The sequence below is a fragment of the Sphingomonas benefaciens genome, from assembly GCF_052907485.1.
Genome location: NZ_JBREIC010000004.1, coordinates 37,189 through 55,381, shown reverse-complemented (window position 1 = coordinate 55,381; position 18,193 = coordinate 37,189). Strand labels below are relative to the sequence as shown.

The window sequence follows — 18,193 nt, the reverse complement described above, 5'->3', positions numbered from 1 at the left end:
CCGATCAAGACGCCGCACTGATCCGGAGCTACCCGTGCAGCCTGTCACCGCCGTCAGCGGCACCGCCTATCCCTGGGGTGCCAAAAATATCGACACCGACGTCATCATCCCGGCGCATTGGCTGAAGACCATCACCCGCGCCGGCCTGGGACGCGGCGCGTTTGAGACGGTGCGGGGGCAACCGGGCAACGTGTTCGACGACCCACGCTATGCCGGTGCGCCGATCCTGATCGCCGGCGACAATTTCGGCTGCGGGTCCAGCCGTGAACATGCCGCCTGGGCGCTGGCCGACATGGGCGTGCGCGCGGTGATCGCGCCGAGCTTCTCCGACATCTTCTCGGGCAATGCCTTCAAGAACGGCATCGTCCCCGTGGTCCTGCCGCAGGAGGCCATCGACCGGCTGCTGGTCGCGGCCAAGGATCAGCCGGTCACCGTCGATCTTGAGACGATGACCGTCACCAACCCCTATCAGGACCGTTTCGATTTCCACCTCGATCCGTTTCGCCGCCGCTGTCTCATGGAAGGGCTGGACGAGATCGGCATGACGCTGGCAGAAGATACCGCGATTTCGAAATTCGAGGGGATGATGCGCGAACATCGCCCCTGGATCGAGGATAGGAGCGGATATGCGAGCATTGCTGTCGAGGGCACCGGGCGGACCTGAAACTCTGGAACTGGCCGAGCTGCCCGATCCGGCGGCCGGGGCGGGGCAAGTGGTGGTCGCCGTCCGGGCCTGCGCCATCAACTATCCCGACGTCCTGATCATCGAGGACAAATATCAGTTCAAGCCGCCGCGCCCGTTCGCGCCGGGCGGCGAGATCGCCGGTACGATCGTCGGCGTCGGCCCAGGTGTCGACGATTGGGCGATTGGCGACCGGGTGATGGCGGTGATCGGCCATGGCGGTCTCGCCACCCATTTGGTCGTCGAGGCTGCACGGCTGACGCGATTGCCGGACGACCGCGATTTCGCGCAGGGTGCGGCGTTGCTGCTGACCTATGCCACGACCATCCACGCCTTGCTCGATCGCGGTCGGCTCGCCACCGGCCAGTCGCTGCTCGTGCTCGGCGCCGCGGGCGGGGTTGGCCTCGCCGCGATCGAGCTCGGCAAGGCCTTTGGCGCACGCGTCGTCGCCGCCGTGTCGTCCGAGGAAAAGGCCGCCGCGGCCAGCGCCGCGGGTGCGGACGAGACGATCATCTACGGCCGCGCGCCGTTCGACAAGGATGCCTCCAAGGCGCTGGCGGAGCAGTTTAAGGCGGCTGGCGGGCGTGGTGGTTTCGACGTCATCTACGATCCGGTCGGCGGCGACTATGCGGAGCCGGCCTTGCGCGCGATCGGCTGGGAGGGGCGGTATCTCGTCGTCGGCTTCCCGGCCGGCATCCCGCGCCTGCCGCTCAACCTCACGCTGCTGAAAAGCTGCGACGTCTGCGGCGTTTTCTGGGGCGCCTTCGCTGCCCGCGATCCGCAGGCCAACCAGGCGCATGTCGCAACGCTGATGCGGCTGTGGCAGGACGGGCGAATCACCCCGCGGGTGACGCAGACCTATCCGCTGGCTCGCGGCGGCGAGGCGATCTCGGTGATGGCCTCGCGTCAGGCCATCGGCAAGCTGGTCGTGACCCTCGACGAGGGGTGACGCTCAGACGATCGCCAGAACCGCGGCGGCGATCAGCGCCCAAAGAATCAGGGAGATGAGCACGCCCAGCACGAGACCCATCATCGGTGTCGGCCTGTGGCGAATGGGAGCGTGGGTGCCGCGTGCGACGACGGCGGGGGTCATGATTCTCTCCTAACCTTAGTCTCTCCGCACTCACGGTGCGGTATAAACCTACCAGCGCTTGAGTTACCCGCTTTGTTCCTCGCTCGGACATGCACGGCAGCGGCGCGTTGCGCCGGATGCCGGCTGTTCCTATGTGAAGCGCGACGACGACAGTTCGGGGGTTTGACGCGATGGCCATGTTCGAAGATCGGGGGCGTGCCGAAGAAGCCAAGTTCGCGCGTGACGAGGAAATGGCGTTCCGCATCACGGCCCGGCGCAATCGCCTGCTCGGTCAATGGGCGGCGTCGCAGATGGATCTGACGCCGGCCGAGACGGATGCCTATGCCAAGGCCGTGGTACAGGCGGATTTCGAAGAGGCGGGGGACGAGGATGTCGTCCGCAAGCTGTTCGGCGACCTCACCGCGGCCGGCGTCGACACGGACGAAGCCTCCGTCCGCCGTGCACTCGACGAGAAGACGGTCGAGGCGCGTCGTCAGCTGATGCAGCCGGAGTGAGCCGCTGATGCCGATGGCTGCCGACGACATCGCCGCCCTGATCAAGGCGGCCATTCCCGATGCCGAGGTCGAGATCACCGATCTCGCCGGTGATGGCGATCATTATGCCGCACGGGTCGTGTCGGCGAGCTTCGCCGGCCTGCCGCTGCGCCGTCAGCATCAGGCCGTTTATGCCGCCCTGGGAGACCGGATGGGCGGGGAATTGCATGCGCTGCAGCTGAAGACGGCCGCGGCTTGAGGATGATCGATATGACCGACGATACCAATTCCCGCATCGATGCCGTGGTGAAGGCCAATCCCGTGGTGTTGTTCATGAAGGGCACGCCGCTGTTCCCGCAATGCGGCTTTTCCAGCCGCGCGGTGGCGATCCTCGACCATCTCGGCGCGCAATATGAAAGCGTCGACGTGTTGCAGGATCAGGCGATCCGTCAGGGCATCAAGGGCTATTCCGACTGGCCGACCATCCCGCAACTCTATGTTAAGGGCGAATTCGTCGGCGGCTCGGACATCATGATGGAGATGTACGAGAGCGGCGAGCTCGCGGAACTGTTGAAGGCGTGACGCGTCTCCCGGTCGACGGGAGACATGGTTCATGCTTTTTCAGAACGACAGCTTTCGCCGCGCGCCTGGCACGCGGCCCTTGCTGGTTTGCGATCTGACCCAGAGCTATTCGCCGGCCGGTGGCGGCGGGATCAGCACCTATCTGCGCGAGAAGCGCGACTATGTGCTGACCCGCACCCCGCACCATCTGCTGCAGATCGTGCCGGGTGCCGAGGACCGGATCACAGTCAACGGCCGTCATATCTTCGCCGAAGTGGCGGCGGATCCGGTGCGGGGCAGCCCGAATTACCGCTTCATCCTGCGTACGCGCGCCGTGCGGCAGTTGCTCGCCGAATACCGGCCCGACGTCATCGAATCCCTGTGCCCTTGGGTTCTGCCGTGGACCGCGATCCAGCACCGGCGGGCCTTTCCCGAGACGGCCCTCGTCGCCGGCTATCGCACCGACTTTCCCAATGCGCATGTCGATCGGGTGGCGCGCGACCTGTTCGGCCCGTTCGGGCGGATCTTCTACTGGCTCAGCCTCGGCTACACCGAGATGACCTATCGCGAATTCGATGCGGTCTACACCTTGGAGCAGGAAGCCCGCGAAACCTTACGCCGCCGCGGCATCACCAGGACCGACGTGCTGCCGCTCGGCGTCGACACCGACTTGTTCCACCCGCGGATGCGCGATCCGCAGCTGCGCCAGGCGTTCGGCCTGCCGGGCGAGGGGCCGCTACTCGTCTATGCTGGGCGGATCGATAATGAAAAGCGTGCCGATCGCCTGGTACGGATGATGCGGCAGCTGCCGCGGGAGTTGGGTGCCGCGCTGTTGATGATCGGCGACGGGAAGCTGCGCGCCCGGCTGGCGACCCAGGCTGCGGACCTGCCGATCGCTTTCGCCGGCTTCGAAACGGATCGCGCCGCGCTGGCGCGAATGCTCGCCTCGGCGGATATCTACGTCTCGGCGATGGCGGATGAGACCTTCGGTATCTCGGTGATCGAGGCGCAGGCGGCCGGTCTGCCCGTCGTCGGCGTCGCCAGCGGTGCGATGCCCGCGCGGGTGCCGCCGGAGCTCGGCCGGCTTGGCCCGGTCGATGACGTCGCGGCGATGGCGGCGAATGTGCAGGCGATCTGGCATGGTGATCTTGCGGGGATGAGCGTCGCGGCGCGGGCGCATGTCGAACGGCATTTCAGCTGGCGCGCCACCTTCGGGCGGTTGTTCGGGACCATCTATCCGAAGGCGTTGGCGGAAGCGGCGCAGCGGGTCGGCGTGCCGATCTCGGAGCCGGTGCTGGCGGAAGCATGATGCCGGGTGCGGGTGGGGGCCTGGATACCGGAAAGCGGCGGCCACCCACCCTGCTGAAGCGACGAGCGCTCGGCTGCCACTAACGATGCAGGCCGCGTGCCAGCCTCGATCAAGGACGTAAACGCGAGCTCACAGCGGTTAACGGCGGCGAAATCCCGCGATACGGTGTAAAGGAGCTCGACATTGCAACAGGGACAGCGGCCCTGCACCTCCCGCCGGCCGGTAGGGCGGTGGAACTGGACGCTTGACTACGCTCGTAATCGGTGAGACTACAGTTGTAGTTCATCGGAGAGCGAGTCATGGCCGAACGGATCAGCGATGCCGAACATGCGGTGATGGAGGTGCTCTGGGACGAGTCGCCGCTCACCGCGCAGGACGTGGCCGAGCGCGTCGACCCGGCGCGCAGCTGGAGCGTCAACACGGTCAAGACCTTGCTCGGCCGCTTGCTCGCCAAGAGCGCGATCGCGCATGAGGAGGATGGCCGCCGCTACCTGTACCGGCCGCTGGTCGCGCGGAGCGACTATGTGTCCGGCGAATCGCGGCGGTTGATCGACCGGCTATTCGGTGGCCGGCTGACTCCGCTGGTCGCGCACCTCGCCGAACGCGACGAATTGACCGCCCAGGACATCGCCGAGATCGAGGCGCTGCTCAAGGATCTGAAGCAATGACCGGCGCCGGGCTCGCCGCCTGGGCGATCGAGGCGCTGATCGCCTCGACGCTGCTCATGGCCCTCGTCCTGCTGCTGCGCGCACCGGTGCGTCGGGCGTTCGGGCCGCAGGTCGCCTATGCGCTCTGGGCCTTGCCCGTGCTGCGCCTCGTCCTGCCGCCGCTGCCGGCCGGCCTGCGCCAGGCGGCCGCGACGCCGCTCAGCCGGGCGAGCGAGACGATCACCGTCTTCGTCGTGGACCCCGCGCCAGGAGCTTCCACTCCGGCTGCCGTCTCCGCAACCGATATGGTGGCGTCGCTGCTGCCGGCGATCGCGGCGACGCTGGCCGTGCTGTGGGCGATCGGTGCCGCAGGCTTCCTCGTCTGGCACATGGCGCGCCACGCCCGCTTCTGCCGACGGATGCTGACCAGCGCCGCGGCGGTCGAACATCTCCGCGGCGTCCGCGTCATCGCCAGCCCGGCCGCGCCCGGTCCGCTCGCCTTCGGGGTGATGCGCCGATACGTCGCCTTTCCGCTCGATTTTTCGGACCGTTACGACGACGACGAACGCGCGCTCGCGCTGGAGCACGAGATCGGCCATCACCAGCGCGGCGATCTCGTCGCCAATTGGATCGCGCTCGCCGTGCTCGCGCTGCACTGGTTCAATCCCGTCGCCTGGCGCGCCTTCCGCGCGTTCCGCGCCGACCAGGAACTGGCCAATGACGCGCGCGTCCTCGCCGGCCGCTCCGCCATCGACCGCCACACCTACGCCTGCGCCATCCTCAAGGCGGCACACGGCGGGGCGGTATCGGCCGCCTGCCACCTGCACACCATCGACGATCTGAAAGGGAGACTCCGGATGCTGACCACTTCGCCACGCTCGCGTCGCCGCCTTGCCGCCGGCGGTGCCCTTGTTACCACCCTGATGGTCACCGGCCTCGGCCTCACCGCCTCGGGTACCAGTGCCGCCAAGGCGATCAGCACCAAGGTCGGGGCCGCGGTGGGCGTCGACCTGCAGGCCGTGCCGCCTGCGCCGCCTGCGCCGCCTGCGCCACCTGCGGCAGCCGCGGCTCCCGCCGCGCCTGCCGTTCCTCCGGCGCCAGCCAAGGCCCATCGCACACGCGTGACGATCGTGAAGAATGGCCGGGCGACGAGCTATGAGGGTGCGGCCGCCGATGCCTATGCCGATCCGGATGCGCGACAAGTGCCGCCGCCGCCCCCGGCCCTGGCGATGAACCAGGGCCCCGCGGTGGTCGCGCCGCCGGCTCCGCCCCTGCCGCCGATGCCGTTGATCGAATCCCGCAACTGCTCGACCGGCGGCAACGGTCGGACGAGCTACACGGAGCAACGTCGCGACGGTCGCGTCACCGTGATTTGCGTCAACCGGATTCAAGCCGCAGCGCGCAAGGCCGCGATCAGCGCAGTGGACGCCCAACGTATCAAGGTGTCTGCCATGGCCACCGCCATGCAGTCGCTGAACGCGACGCGCGCCTCGCTCGCCGCCAATGTCGACATGTCCGCCAAGGACCGGCAGGAGGCGCTCGCCGAGATCGACGGCGCCATCCGCGAAATGCAGTCGGAAATGCGCAGCGCCGATTGATGCGATCCATGCCCTCCCGCATCGATGGGAGGGCATCCCCCTTGCGCGGCGGGACGCTTGCCGCCACATCCGACCCAATGGCCGAGCATCCGACCGGTATCCCGATCCAGCTCGAGCCGCTCGTCACCCGCGTGCTCGCGCCCAACCCGTCTGCCTATACCTTTACCGGTACACAGACGCATCTGGTGGGCATCCAGGATGTCGCGGTCATCGACCCGGGCCCGGACGATGCCTCCCATGTCGCGGCCTTGCTCGCGGTGATTGGCGATCGCCCGGTCCGTGCCATCCTGATCACCCACCACCATCGCGACCATAGCCCGGCTAGCCGGCCGCTTGCTCACGCGACCGGTGCACCGATCCTGGGCGCGGCTCCCCATCATCATGGTGGCGGCGACCCGCGCCACGACGCGGCCTTCGATGCCGATTATGCCCCCGACCGCGTGCTGACCGAGGGTGACCGGGTGACCGGCGACGGCTGGACGCTGAGCGCCTTGGCGACACCGGGCCACACGTCCAATCATCTCGCCTTTGCCCTAGCGGAGACGCAGGCGCTGTTCTCCGGCGACCATGTCATGGGCTGGGCCACCAGCGTCGTCTCGCCACCCGACGGCGACATGGGTGCCTATATGGCCAGCCTCGACAAGTTGCTGAGCCGGGACGACCGTATCTATTACCCCGGCCATGGCGAGGCGGTCGAGCGGCCCCAGCGTCTGGTTCGCGGCATGCTCGGTCACCGCAAGCAGCGCGAGGGGCAGATCCTGCGCCTGCTCCGCGACGGCACGATCATGACGCTGCCGCAGATGGTGGCGCAGATGTACGCCGGTCTCGATCCCCGGCTGATCGGAGCCGCGGAACGCTCGACGCTCGCGCATTGCTACGACCTCGCCGCACGCGGCCTGATCGAGGAGGAGGCGACCGGATGGCGCAGCAAGATCTGAACTCTTTACCCCAGCCGGTCGCGCGTCCGCGGGGTTCGGTCACCGCGTTCCTGGCCAAGGCCGCCGGCTTTTTGGTGCTGCTCGTCCTTGCCGGGCTGCTCGCATTGTGGGGCGTCCAGCGCTATGTCGCCTCGCGCCTGTCGCCCGATCCGACGACGATCGCCAGCGCCAGCCTTGAAGGGTTGCGTGAACAGAATCGCCTGTCCGCCTTCGCCGCCCGCTACGTCGCCGTCGTCACCTCGCGCCAGTCTCAGCTCGGCCTGTCCAGTGAGAGAACGCTGATCATGCCGGGCATGGTCCGCTATGAGGTCGATCTCGGCAAGCTCAGTCAACGCGACGTCCGCTGGGATGCCACTCGCAAGCTGCTGTCCGTTCGCCTGCCGCCGCTTGAGATCGATGGCCCGCAGGTCGATCTCGCCGCCATTCGGGAATATGGCTCGGGCGGCCTCTTGTCCCATATCACCGATGTCGACCAGCGGCTGGAGGCGGCAAATCGCCGCGCCGGCCAAGCCGAATTGTTACGCCAAGCACGGGACGCAACGCCGATGAAATTGGCCCGCGACGCGACCCGCCACGCCATCGAGCGCAGCTTCGCGATGCCGCTGCGCGCCGCGGGGCTCGATGCCAACGTCGGCGTGCATTTCGCCGACGAGCCGGATGCAACGCCGGAACGCTGGGACACGACGCGTTCGCTGGAGGAAGTGCTCGGCAACCAGCGCTAATCCGCTTGATCCCGGCCGCCCGGCGGGCCATCTCGCACGCCATGGAACAGCAGCACAGCTTTGCGGGTCTCGACCTGCGCGCCGAGATCGAACGCCTCCGCCGCGAGCGCAACGCCGTGATCCTGGCCCACTATTATCAAAAGCCGGAATTGCAGGATCTTGCCGATTTCGTCGGCGACAGCCTCGACCTTAGCCGCAAGGCACAGGCCACCGATGCCGAGGTGATCGCCTTCTGCGGCGTGCGTTTCATGGCGGAGACGGCCAAGATCCTGTCGCCCGACAAGGTCGTGGTGCTGCCCGATATGGACGCGGGCTGCAGCCTGGAGGACAGCTGTCCCCCGGAGCAATTCGCCGCCTTCCGCGCCGCGCATCCCGACCATATCGCGCTGACATACATCAATTGCTCGACCGAGGTGAAGGCGCTTAGCGACATCATCGTCACGTCATCATCGGCCGAGACGATCCTGGCCCAGCTGCCGCCGGATCAGAAGATCATCTTCGGCCCCGATCGCAATCTCGGCGGCTATCTGGCGCGCAAGACCGGACGCGAGCTGCTGCTGTGGCCGGGCGTGTGCATCGTGCACGAGGCGTTCAGCGAGACCGAGCTGCTCAAGCTCAAAGCGCAGCATCCCGGTGCGCCGATCGCGGCCCATCCCGAATGCCCGGCGGTGATCCTGGATCATGCCGATTACGTCGGGTCGACGCGCGGCATTCTCGAATTCGCGATGGCGATGCCGGGCGACACGCTGATCGTCGCGACTGAGCCGCATATCATCCATCAGATGGAAAAGGCGCTGCCCGGCAAGCACTTCATTGGTGCCCCCGGCGCGGATGGCAACTGCAACTGCAACATCTGCCCGTACATGGCCTTGAACACCATGGAAAAGCTGTACGTCGCGCTCCGTGACCTGGAACCCCGGATCGAGATCGCCGAGGACTTACGCCTTCGCGCGAAGACGAGTCTCGATGCGATGTTGGCGATGGCGTCGGGTACGATCGGGCAGGGCGATCTCGGGCCGGCGAAGGTGACCGGCGATTGAGCGATCAATGTGCGGCGGGGCGTGGCGGTTTGGCCTCCGCCTCCCGTGCCAAGGCTTGATACGCTTCTTCCACATGGATGGCGACGAGCATCCATTCGCAGCAATCCGCCAGCGCCAAGGCTTCGCGCAGAAGCCCTTCCAGACGCGTCCGCGCTTCGTCGTGAGCGATGGTCATAAGTGCACCGGCAACTTGGACATGCTGATTCATAGACGATCCAGCGGCTGACAGGAGTAATCGCGTATCTTGTATGCGGAATACCCAGCGCCGTCGACCATAGTGGAACTATCCCATGACCCTATTCCAACTTGAAGGTTTCGAATTGTCCGCCTTCGTTGCAGCAACGCTGGCAGAGGATTGCGGTACGGCTGGCGATGTCACCGCGGCGGCGGTGATCCCGGACGACGCGCGGTTCCACGGCGTGATGGCGACACGGGAGCCGATCACGGTGGCGGGTCTGCCGATCGCGGCGGCTTTCTTCGCCGCGCTCGATCCCGCCGCCCGGATCGAATTGGCGGTTGCAGAGGGTGCTTCGGTCGACGCCGGCGCCGTGCTGCTGCGCGTCGAGGGGGCCGCACGCGCGCTGCTGACCGCCGAACGTTCCGCGCTGAACACCGTCCAGCATCTGTCCGGCATCGCGACGCTGACCCGCCGGTACGTGGATGCTATCGCCGGCACCGGTGCGACCCTGCTCGACACGCGCAAGACCATACCCGGTCTGCGCCGACTGGAGAAATATGCCACGCGGACCGGCGGCGCCCGTAACCACCGAATGGGTTTGTGGGATGCGGCGATGATCAAGGACAATCATATCGCGGTCGCCGGGAACATCGCCGAAGCGGTGCGCCGCGCCGTGGCGGCGGGAATTGCAGAGGTGATTGTCGAGGTCGACCGGCTCGACCAGATCGCTCCCGCGCTTGATGCCGGCGCAACCCATCTGCTGCTCGACAATATGACACCGGACGAATTGCGGGCCGGGGTGGCGGAGATCGCAGGACGCGTGCCGACCGAAGCATCGGGAGGAGTGCGGTTAGACACGATCCGCGCGATGGCAGAGACGGGAGTGACCTACATTTCCGTCGGCCGACTGACCCAGTCGGCGCCGGCGGTCGATATCGGGCTCGACTTCGCGATCGTCTGACCGGCACGGACCCTTTGCGGCGCTCCCCAGGACCGGCTAGGATCGCGGCGGTTCACAAGGGGGGCTTTTGTCATGACCAAACCACCGTCGATCGCGCGTTTCGAGATGCTGTATTGGCCGGCCGTCGTTCTAGGCTGGCTGAACTCCGCATTGAACTGGCGAACGTCGCAGGCGGCGCTCGATGCCAATCCGATGCTGGCCAATGTTCACTGGTTCCTGCCGGTATCGGCGGCGGTCGGCGCGCTGATTTCGATCGCGATTTGGTTCTTCATCGCCCGCAAGGCGAGCGTGGTCGCCAAATGGATCCAAGTGGTGTTCGCCGGCCTTGGCGCGATCGGGATCCTGACCGGCATCTACACGCTGGTGTCCGGCAAGGCGCCGTCGGCGCTTGCCGTGGTGGTCGTGATCGTCGCCAATGTGCTCTATGTCGCGGCCGCCACGATGCTGTTCAAGCCCGATGCCAAGGAATGGTTCGGCGAGGGGCTGGACGAGGACGATTCGGAGACGCTGGCATGATCAGCCGCGTGCTGCTGGCCGGTGCCTTGCTTGTGACGCCGGCACTGGCGCAGGCGCAGGCCTTCCAATGCTCGGTGCACGGACAGGTCGAGCGGCCACATCCGGACCTGGCCAGCGCGGATCAGCCGCAACGGCTGTTGCCGATCGGCGGCTATACGCTGGCGATCACCTGGGCACCGGAATATTGCAAGACGCATGGCCGTGACGCCTCGGCACGATTCCAATGCGGGCAAAGCAATCGTTTCGGCTTCACGCTCCATGGGCTGTGGCCCGACGGTATTGGCAAGGATTGGCCGCAATATTGCCGGTCAACGGCGTTGCTTCCGCAGGCGGTGATCCGGCGCAATCTCTGCTCGACACCGTCAGCGCAGCTGTTGCAGCACGAATGGTCCAAGCACGGCACCTGCATGGCGGGCTATCAGCCGGCGAGCTATTTTGCCAAGTCGACCGGACTGTATGCCAAGCTGCGCTATCCCGACATGGACAGCCTGTCTCGCGGCCCACTGACTGCGGCCGGCTTCGCGCAGGCGATGGCCAGGGCCAATCCCGGTATGACCGCGGACATGATGCGGGTTACCGCCAACCGTCAGGGCTGGCTCGACGAGGTCTGGATCTGTCTCGACAAGGCCTTTGCCTATCAGCGCTGCCCCGCCCATCAGGGCGGCCTCAGCCCGGACGCCAGCCTCAAGATCTGGCGCGGTAAGCGCTAAAGGCGCTCCCCCTCCCGTCCAGGGAGGGGGAAGCCGACATCCTTAAGCGGCCACTTTCTCGCGCGGCTGCTCGGCCGGCGCCAGGCGGATCAGGTGATCGAAGGCCGCCAGTGCCGCGCGTGAGCCCTCGCCGGCCGCGATGACGATCTGCTTGAACGGCACCGTCGTCGCGTCGCCTGCGGCAAAGATGCCTGGCCATGACGTCGCGCCACGATGGTCGACCTCGATCTCGCCGCGGGCGCTGAGCGCGATCGTGTCGGTCAGCCATTCGGTGTTGGGTACCAAGCCGATCTGCACGAACACGCCCTCCAGATCGACGCGGTGCAGGCTGCCCTGGTGGCGGTCTTCATAAGTCAGACCGGTCACCCGCTCCCCGTCGCCATGGACTTCGGTGGTCAGCGCGGACGTGACGATCCGCACGTTGGGGAGGCTGGCGAGCTTGCGCTGCAGCACCGCATCGGCGCGCAGGTCGCCGTCATATTCGATCAGCGTGACGTGAGCGACGAGTCCGGCCAGGTCGATCGCGGCCTCGACACCGGAATTGCCGCCGCCGATCACCGCGACACGCTTGCCCTTGAACAGCGGCCCATCGCAATGGGGGCAATAGGCGACGCCCTTGTTGCGATATTCCGCCTCGCCGGGCACGTTCATCGTCCGCCAGCGCGCGCCGGTCGACAGGATCACCGTCCGCGCCGACAGCGTCGCCCCACTGTCCAGAACTAGCTCGTGCAGGCCACCCTCCTGCGCCGCCGGGACCAGCTTGGCGGCGCGCTGCAGGTTCATCACGTCGACGTCATAATCGCGGACATGGCGTTCCAGATCGCCGACCAGCTTGGGGCCTTCGGTATGCGGTATCGAGATGAAATTCTCGATCCCCATCGTGTCCAGCACCTGTCCGCCGAACCGCTCGGCGACCAGGCCAGTACGAATGCCCTTGCGCGCGGCGTAGATCGCCGCCGCGGCCCCAGCAGGGCCGCCGCCGACGACCAGCACGTCGAACGGATCCTTGGCCGCGATCGTCGCCGCCGCGCGTGCCGAGGCACCGGTATCGAGCTTGGCGACGATCTGCTCCAAGTCCATCCGGCCCTGGCCGAACGGCTCGCCGTTGAGGAACACAGTCGGAACCGCCATCACCTTGCGCTGCGTGACCTCGTCCTGGAACAAGGCGCCGTCGATCGCGGTGTGCGTGATCCGCGGATTCAGCACCGCCATCAGGTTCAGCGCCTGCACGACGTCGGGGCAATTCTGACAGGACAGCGAAAAATAGGTTTCGAAGGCGAAATCGCCATCGAGCCCCCGCACGTGATTGAGCAGGGCGGGCGCCGCCTTCGACGGATGACCGCCGACCTGCAGCAGGGCGAGGACCAGAGATGTGAATTCATGCCCCATCGGCAGGCCGGCGAAGCGCACGCCGATGTCGGTGCCGGCGCGGCGGATCAGAAAGCTGGGGGTGCGGGCGTCGGTGCCGTCGACGACCGTGATATGGTCGGACAGCGCCGCGATCTCACCCAACAGCTCGCCCATCTGGCGCGACTTGGCATCGTCACCCAGGCTTGCGACCAATTCGATCGGCTGCCGGATATTGACCAGATAGCCCTTGAGCTGCTGCGTCAGATTGGCGTCGAGCATGGAACACTCCTGGAAACGTGAGATCGGGGAGGGCGCGGCGCGGGTCGTGCCCGGCGTCGCTGCGCCGCTTGCCTGCGGGAGCCGCCGTTGTGGCGACGCCCGCACGCTGGCCTTGGAACGTCATCGACACACGACGACTCGTCCGCCCGCCGTCACCCTCGCGACGAGGGGGATCCGGAAGCCGGATCCCCGCCGACGCGGGGATGCGTATGCCCTCAGCGGCTTAGATCTTGCCGACGAGGTCGAGGCTGGGGGCGAGCGTCTCTTCGCCCTCTTCCCACTTCGCCGGGCAAACTTCGCCCGGATGCGCCGCAATATATTGTGCCGCCTTGATCTTGCGGAGCAGTTCCGCGGCATTGCGGCCGACGCCTTCCGACGTGACCTCGATCAGCTGGATCACGCCCTCAGGATCGATCACGAAGGTGCCGCGATCCGCCAGGCCCTGGCCGGCGCGCAGGATCTCGAAATTGTTCGAGATCGCGTGGCTCTGGTCGCCGAGCATGTAATAGTTGATCTTGCCGATCGCCGGCGAGCTGTCGTGCCACGCCTTGTGGCTGAAGTGCGTGTCGGTCGACACGCTGTACACCTCGACGCCCATCTTCTGCAGCGTCGGATAGATGTCGGCCAGATCCTCGAGCTCGGTCGGGCAGACGAAGGTGAAGTCGGCCGGATAGAAGAAGAAGACCGCCCACTTGCCGAGCACGTCCTGGTCGGTGACGGTGACGAACTTGCCTTCCTTATAGGCCTGGGTGGTGAACGGCTTCAGCGTGCTGCCGATAAGCGACATGAGGGGTCTCCCGAGAATTGAACAAGACCGATCTAGCCGGTTTATGCCGCAGTGCAAAATTGAAGTCGTTTCGCGGGGCGATCGATCCAGTCGATCAAAACAACGGATACTGGCCGTCTCGGCAGGGGTGTCTGGATACCAAGCTGCTCAGTCGGCACGATTATCTCGCAAGCGCGGCATAGATCGACCAAAGGCTGGTCAGCGTCAGCAAAACGCCGACGAACGCCATCAGCTGACGCGTCGGCACCCGCTTGGCCAGCACACCACCCAAAGGCGCGGCGAGCAGGCCGCCGAGCAAGAGCCCCATCGCCTGCAGGGTGAACGCCGCCCATCCGAGCGAGACGAAGAAGGCGACCGAGGCCGTGAGCGTCAGGAAGAATTCGGCCGTATTGACCGTGCCGATCGTGTGTCGCGGAGTCGCGCCCTGGACCAGCAGGTTGGACGTCACCACCGGCCCCCAGCCGCCGCCGCCCGCGGCATCCAGGAAGCCGCCGATCAAACCGAGTGGTGCGATCACGCGAGGCTGCCGCCGTTCGATCTCGCCCCGCCAGGCGCGGAACAGCAGATAGACGCCGATGGCGGCGAGATAGGCCATGACGAACGGGCGCGCGACCGATGCGTCGAGGCGGCTGAGCACCGTCGCGCCTAGTGCGGCGCCGATGACTCCGGGGATCACCAACCGCCGGAACAGCTTCCAGTCGACGTTGCGGTTGACGATATGGCTCACCCCGGAAGCCGCCGTGGTGAAGGTCTCGACCGCGTGCACGCTGGCGGAGGCGAGGGCAGGGGGCGTGCCCATCATCGTCACCATCAACGTCGAATTGATCAGGCCGAACGCCATGCCCAGCGCGCCGTCGACGATCTGGGCGGCGAAGCCGATCGCCACGAACGGCAGCAGTTGCGACCAGTCGATCTGGGTAAGAAAATCCGGCATAGGCGGTGGTGTCTCCTGGACAGGCGGCACGTCGCCGACGCGCGCACCGTGCACGCCTGGCTCAAACCCCACAACAAAGCTCGGGTTTCCATCGCTCAAGGGGCGGGCGCCAGAGAGTGGAAATCGCCCGCCCGCGTCATTAGATGGTGCCGATACGCATGAAGGGGACGCGGATGTTCGGACGCTTGGCGGCCTATCTCGATTCGATCCGGGCACGTGACCCGGCGCCGCATTCGCGTGCCGAAATCCTGACCTATCCGGGCGTCTGGGCACTCGGCTGGCATCGCGTCGCGCACCGTCTGTACCGGTCGCGCGCCTTCTTTCTGGCACGGCTGGTCAATCATATGTCGCGGGCGATGACCGGGATCGACATCCACCCCGGTGCGACGATCGGCCGCAACTTCTTCATCGACCACGGCTTCGTCGTGATCGGCGAAACGGCAGAGATCGGCGACGACGTCACCATCTACCAGTGCGTGACGCTTGGCGGCACCAGCCCCGACAACGGCGTTGCCGGTAAACGCCATCCGACGCTTGCCAATGGCGTCATCATCGGTTCGGGCGCGCAGGTGCTCGGGCCGATCCACGTCGGCGCCGGCGCGCGGATCGGCGCCAATGCCGTCGTCACGCGTGACGTTACGGCGGGCGCGGTGATGGTCGGCATTCCGGCGCGGCCGACGCTGGTGGAGGGCGGCAACGTCCCCGAACCGCGCTTCGTCCCCTACGGAACGCCGTGCAGCGAGATGTTCGATCCGGCGACGCAGAAGCTGGAAATCATGCGCTGCGAGCTGGAATCGATGCGCAAGCGGCTGGACGCCTTGCTCGCCGAACGTGGTCCCGCCTTTCCCGAGGCGGAGCGCGATCGCGCCTGATGGGTACGGTCACGCCATTCCCGCATGCCGGCAAGCCCAACCAGATCGGCTTCGAGCGGCTCGAACTGACCCGTATTCTCGATCTTTACGGCCGGATGGTCGCGGCGGGTCACTGGCGCGATTACGCGATCGAATTGGGGCAGGATGCAGCGATCTTCGCCGCCTTCCGGCGCGCGGCGGAGCGTCCCGAATTTCGCATCGAGAAGCGTCCGGCGCTACGCAATCGCCAGGGCATGTGGGCGCTGATCGGCGAGCACGGCGTGGTCTTGAAGCGTGGGCATGAGCTCGGCCCGGTGCTCGCGCCGGTGGAACGCCGGCTGGTCAAGCTGGTCGAATAGCCGGCCTCTGCCGGCTCGGATGGGCACGGCAGATCGGAAAATGGCCGCCCCGGCATGAACCGGGACGGCCAAGCCCGTCGCTCGGTAATGCTGGCTTATGCCGGCTGCTGGACCGGCGGCAGCCGGAGCCGCAGCGGCTGCGACAAAGCGCCCACGATGCTGCGCCGCATCGGCTGCCAGAAGGCGGAGAGCGTCAGCAGCGCCGAACCGATCACCAAAGCGGTGAAGGCCGCCCCCAGCTCGATCGCGCCCGCACTGCGGATCAAGCTGTAGAGGGCGTAGAGCACGTAGACGAGGCTGGAGACGAGCAGCGCACGCCGGTCGACGGCCAGCGCCAGCGCCCCGAACAGCACGTACAGGATCAACACCAGCGCGGCAGTGCCGCCGCCGATCTCGCCGTTGAACACACCCAGCATCTGGAAAATTGGATGCGCGATCATCGGCGCGGCGGCCAGGTGCAGCCAGAAGGCGACGTCGGATCGGCGCGTTTCCCGCCGGACATCCGACATGTCCCACCGCATGGCGAGTGCGAACACGCCCAGGCCGCCGATCAGCAGCAACGGCCAGACCCCCTGTTTCACGTCCGGGATCACCGCCATCAGCAGGCCGATCGCCACCGCCACCGTCGCCGCAGCCCCCGCCGCCACCGTGATCGGTACCATGAAGCGGCGCCAGTGCAGCCACGCCGCCCCCGCTGCAACGATGCCGACCGCCGAGACGGCCAGCGCCCCGGCGCGCTCGTCGATATGCGGGAAGGCAGTTTCGATTCCGCCCGCCAGCGCCCCGGCCACGCCCCCGACGAAGCTCAGCAGCAGTAGGATGCTGGGTAGCGCCATCCGCCGCCGCGCCGTGAAGTAGAGCGCGAGCGGCCACGACGCCGCGGCGACGAAGGCCCCGCCCAAGGCATGGGTGATCTGGAAGCCGATCTGCCCGACCGCAGTCAGCAGCAGCACCAGGGCGATCGACACGAAGATGTCGTTGAACCCGGTGAGCAGCCGAAAATGCTCCTCGTCCACCGCCGGCGCCGCCTGGGCCGTGGCGACGTAGCGGCGCAGCGCCATGGCGGCATCGGGCGAGATCGCCCCCGCCGCCACCGCACCGTCGATGTCGCTTTCGCTGTACATGACGTTCTCCCTGTTAACGAACAGGCAGGATCGCGCATGTGTGTTACATAGTCAATACACTGTGAGTTGAGCGTCTTACCAGAAAGGCGGCACGCTTACCTGCTCATGGTGCTCGAACCAGGGTAGCTTGGCGGGTTCCGCAGTTCCGCCGGCAACGATACGGTTCAATCCCCTTGTAGCCGCTGTCCGATCGTCATCGCCTGCTCGGCGCCGGATTGGGGCGTGATCTCGCCGACGCGATCGCTGATCGCAGGCCATTGCGCCGCAACGCCTTCCGGCGACAGCGCATCGCCGGCGAGCGCCGATCCCCGGGTCAAGGTGACATAGGACGTCTGGAATACCCCCGCTCCGGCGCCCAGGATCACGCCTTGCGGCGCATCGTCGCCGACCAGATAGAGCGCGCCAGGCGCCACCGACTCCGGCGTGAAAGCATCGAAGGCTGCCTGCGGGAACAGCCCCTCCGTCATTCGCGTGCCAGCGGTTGGCGCGAGGGTATTGACGCGGATGTCGTGCTTCGCGCCTTCCAGCGACAGGGTCTTGGCAAGACCGACGACGCCCATCTTTGCGGCGGCATAATTGGCCTGTCCGAAATTGCCGAACAAGCCGCTTGACGACGCGGTCATCACGACGCGGCCGTAATTCTGGTCCCGGAACGTTTCCCAGCATGCTTTGGTGGCGAAGGCGGAGCCCAGCAGGTGGACGCGGACGACGAATTCGAAATCGGCCGGATCCATCTTGGTGAAGCTTTTGTCCCGCAGCACGCCGGCATTGTTGATCAGGATATGGACGCCGCCCCAGCTTTCCTTGGTGCGCGCGACCATGGCCGTCATCTGTTCATAATCGGCGACATTGCCGCCGTCCGCCATCGCCTCGCCACCGGCGGCGCGGATTGCCTCGACAACTTTCATCGCTGCGTCGGAATGGCCCGTGCCGTCACGCGCGCCACCCAAGTCGTTGACCACGACTCTGGCACCGCGTTCCGCAAGGGCGAGCGCATAGGCGCGGCCCAAGCCGCCACCGGCGCCGGTAACGATCGCGACACGCCCGTCGAAGCGAAGGGGAGCAGGGGACATAAGAAGGG

The 18,193-nt window shown here is 66.6% G+C and carries 23 protein-coding genes; 16 read left to right on the top strand and 7 right to left on the bottom strand.

Features of this window, described 5'->3' with window-relative positions:
- Window positions 1-34 precede the first annotated feature (34 nt).
- The gene (leuD, locus tag ACU5AX_RS13665) at window positions 35-664 is read left to right on the top strand and encodes a 3-isopropylmalate dehydratase small subunit (RefSeq protein WP_446691392.1); all 630 of its coding nucleotides are present in this window, start codon (window positions 35-37) and stop codon (window positions 662-664) included.
- Window positions 627-1,631: an NADPH:quinone oxidoreductase family protein gene (locus tag ACU5AX_RS13660; RefSeq protein ID WP_446691391.1), complete on the top strand. Its 1,005-nt coding sequence runs from the start codon at window positions 627-629 to the stop codon at window positions 1,629-1,631. The genes leuD and ACU5AX_RS13660 overlap by 38 nt, the downstream gene beginning before the upstream one ends.
- A 3-nt stretch (window positions 1,632-1,634) precedes the next feature.
- On the opposite strand, the gene ACU5AX_RS13655 is transcribed toward ACU5AX_RS13660, so the two are convergent.
- Entirely contained in the window at window positions 1,635-1,775 is a 141-nt protein-coding gene (locus tag ACU5AX_RS13655; RefSeq protein WP_446691390.1) for a hypothetical protein, read from the bottom strand.
- Between the two features lie 170 nt (window positions 1,776-1,945).
- Between ACU5AX_RS13655 and ACU5AX_RS13650 the strand changes: the two genes are divergently transcribed.
- The 9 genes from ACU5AX_RS13650 to nadA all read left to right on the top strand — a co-directional run bounded on the left by ACU5AX_RS13650 (window position 1,946) and on the right by nadA (window position 9,063).
- Entirely contained in the window at window positions 1,946-2,269 is a 324-nt protein-coding gene (locus ACU5AX_RS13650; protein WP_198354823.1) for a DUF1476 domain-containing protein, read from the top strand.
- A 7-nt stretch (window positions 2,270-2,276) separates the two neighbouring features.
- A complete protein-coding gene (locus ACU5AX_RS13645) occupies window positions 2,277-2,507 on the top strand; it encodes a BolA family protein (RefSeq protein ID WP_198354824.1) in 231 nt (76 codons plus the stop codon).
- An 11-nt stretch (window positions 2,508-2,518) separates the two neighbouring features.
- A complete protein-coding gene (gene grxD, locus ACU5AX_RS13640) occupies window positions 2,519-2,830 on the top strand; it encodes a Grx4 family monothiol glutaredoxin (protein ID WP_446691389.1) in 312 nt (103 codons plus the stop codon).
- A gap of 31 nt (window positions 2,831-2,861) precedes the next feature.
- A complete protein-coding gene (locus ACU5AX_RS13635; RefSeq protein ID WP_446691388.1) occupies window positions 2,862-4,118 on the top strand; it encodes a glycosyltransferase in 1,257 nt (418 codons plus the stop codon).
- Window positions 4,119-4,417: 299 nt separating this feature from the next.
- Window positions 4,418-4,786: a BlaI/MecI/CopY family transcriptional regulator gene (locus ACU5AX_RS13630; RefSeq protein ID WP_446691387.1), complete on the top strand. Its 369-nt coding sequence runs from the start codon at window positions 4,418-4,420 to the stop codon at window positions 4,784-4,786.
- Complete coding sequence (locus ACU5AX_RS13625) at window positions 4,783-6,363, top strand: M56 family metallopeptidase (RefSeq protein WP_446691386.1); 1,581 nt, start codon at window positions 4,783-4,785, stop codon at window positions 6,361-6,363. The genes ACU5AX_RS13630 and ACU5AX_RS13625 overlap by 4 nt, the downstream gene beginning before the upstream one ends.
- Window positions 6,364-6,440: 77 nt before the next feature.
- On the top strand, window positions 6,441-7,301 hold the full coding sequence (locus ACU5AX_RS13620; protein ID WP_446691385.1) for an MBL fold metallo-hydrolase: 861 nt from the start codon (window positions 6,441-6,443) through the stop codon (window positions 7,299-7,301).
- The gene (locus ACU5AX_RS13615; protein ID WP_446691384.1) at window positions 7,283-8,023 is read left to right on the top strand and encodes a DUF4230 domain-containing protein; all 741 of its coding nucleotides are present in this window, start codon (window positions 7,283-7,285) and stop codon (window positions 8,021-8,023) included. Before ACU5AX_RS13620 ends, ACU5AX_RS13615 begins: the two co-directional genes overlap by 19 nt.
- Window positions 8,024-8,064: 41 nt before the next feature.
- Window positions 8,065-9,063, top strand: a complete 999-nt coding sequence (gene nadA / locus ACU5AX_RS13610) for a quinolinate synthase NadA (protein ID WP_446691383.1) — start codon at window positions 8,065-8,067, stop codon at window positions 9,061-9,063.
- Between the two features lie 4 nt (window positions 9,064-9,067).
- Here the strand turns inward: nadA and ACU5AX_RS13605 are convergent, their stop codons facing one another.
- Window positions 9,068-9,271 carry a hypothetical protein gene (locus ACU5AX_RS13605; protein WP_446691382.1) on the bottom strand — a complete coding sequence of 68 codons (204 nt, stop codon included), beginning with the start codon at window positions 9,269-9,271 and terminating at the stop codon, window positions 9,068-9,070.
- An 82-nt stretch (window positions 9,272-9,353) separates the two neighbouring features.
- Here ACU5AX_RS13605 and nadC point away from each other — a divergent pair, with 82 nt between their 5' ends.
- The 3 genes from nadC (at window position 9,354) to ACU5AX_RS13590 (ending at window position 11,428) form a co-directional block, all read left to right on the top strand.
- Window positions 9,354-10,202, top strand: coding sequence for a carboxylating nicotinate-nucleotide diphosphorylase (gene nadC / locus ACU5AX_RS13600; RefSeq protein WP_446691381.1), 849 nt, complete (start codon window positions 9,354-9,356; stop codon window positions 10,200-10,202).
- 72 nt (window positions 10,203-10,274) lie between these two features.
- Window positions 10,275-10,718, top strand: a complete 444-nt coding sequence (locus ACU5AX_RS13595) for a hypothetical protein (RefSeq protein WP_446691380.1) — start codon at window positions 10,275-10,277, stop codon at window positions 10,716-10,718.
- Window positions 10,715-11,428, top strand: a complete 714-nt coding sequence (locus tag ACU5AX_RS13590) for a ribonuclease T2 family protein (RefSeq protein WP_446691379.1) — start codon at window positions 10,715-10,717, stop codon at window positions 11,426-11,428. Before ACU5AX_RS13595 ends, ACU5AX_RS13590 begins: the two co-directional genes overlap by 4 nt.
- Window positions 11,429-11,470: 42 nt before the next feature.
- Here the strand turns inward: ACU5AX_RS13590 and ahpF are convergent, their stop codons facing one another.
- The 3 genes from ahpF to ACU5AX_RS13575 form a co-directional block, all read right to left on the bottom strand.
- Entirely contained in the window at window positions 11,471-13,057 is a 1,587-nt protein-coding gene (ahpF, locus tag ACU5AX_RS13585) for an alkyl hydroperoxide reductase subunit F (RefSeq protein ID WP_446691378.1), read from the bottom strand.
- Window positions 13,058-13,280: 223 nt separating this feature from the next.
- The gene (ahpC, locus tag ACU5AX_RS13580) at window positions 13,281-13,844 is read right to left on the bottom strand and encodes an alkyl hydroperoxide reductase subunit C (RefSeq protein ID WP_446691377.1); all 564 of its coding nucleotides are present in this window, start codon (window positions 13,842-13,844) and stop codon (window positions 13,281-13,283) included.
- 160 nt (window positions 13,845-14,004) lie between these two features.
- Window positions 14,005-14,778, bottom strand: a complete 774-nt coding sequence (locus ACU5AX_RS13575; protein ID WP_446691376.1) for a sulfite exporter TauE/SafE family protein — start codon at window positions 14,776-14,778, stop codon at window positions 14,005-14,007.
- 173 nt (window positions 14,779-14,951) lie between these two features.
- Here ACU5AX_RS13575 and epsC point away from each other — a divergent pair, with 173 nt between their 5' ends.
- Window positions 14,952-15,650 carry a serine O-acetyltransferase EpsC gene (gene epsC, locus ACU5AX_RS13570; protein WP_198354839.1) on the top strand — a complete coding sequence of 233 codons (699 nt, stop codon included), beginning with the start codon at window positions 14,952-14,954 and terminating at the stop codon, window positions 15,648-15,650.
- Window positions 15,650-15,988 (top strand): DUF2794 domain-containing protein, encoded by a 339-nt coding sequence (locus ACU5AX_RS13565; protein WP_198354840.1) that lies wholly within the window; start codon window positions 15,650-15,652, stop codon window positions 15,986-15,988. The genes epsC and ACU5AX_RS13565 overlap by 1 nt, the downstream gene beginning before the upstream one ends.
- A 95-nt stretch (window positions 15,989-16,083) precedes the next feature.
- On the opposite strand, the gene ACU5AX_RS13560 is transcribed toward ACU5AX_RS13565, so the two are convergent.
- Together ACU5AX_RS13560 and ACU5AX_RS13555 are read right to left on the bottom strand one after the other, a co-directional pair.
- Window positions 16,084-17,112, bottom strand: coding sequence for a hypothetical protein (locus ACU5AX_RS13560; protein ID WP_446691375.1), 1,029 nt, complete (start codon window positions 17,110-17,112; stop codon window positions 16,084-16,086).
- Window positions 17,113-17,276: 164 nt separating this feature from the next.
- Window positions 17,277-18,185, bottom strand: coding sequence for an SDR family NAD(P)-dependent oxidoreductase (locus ACU5AX_RS13555; protein WP_446691374.1), 909 nt, complete (start codon window positions 18,183-18,185; stop codon window positions 17,277-17,279).
- Between the last annotated feature and the right edge of the window lie 8 nt (window positions 18,186-18,193).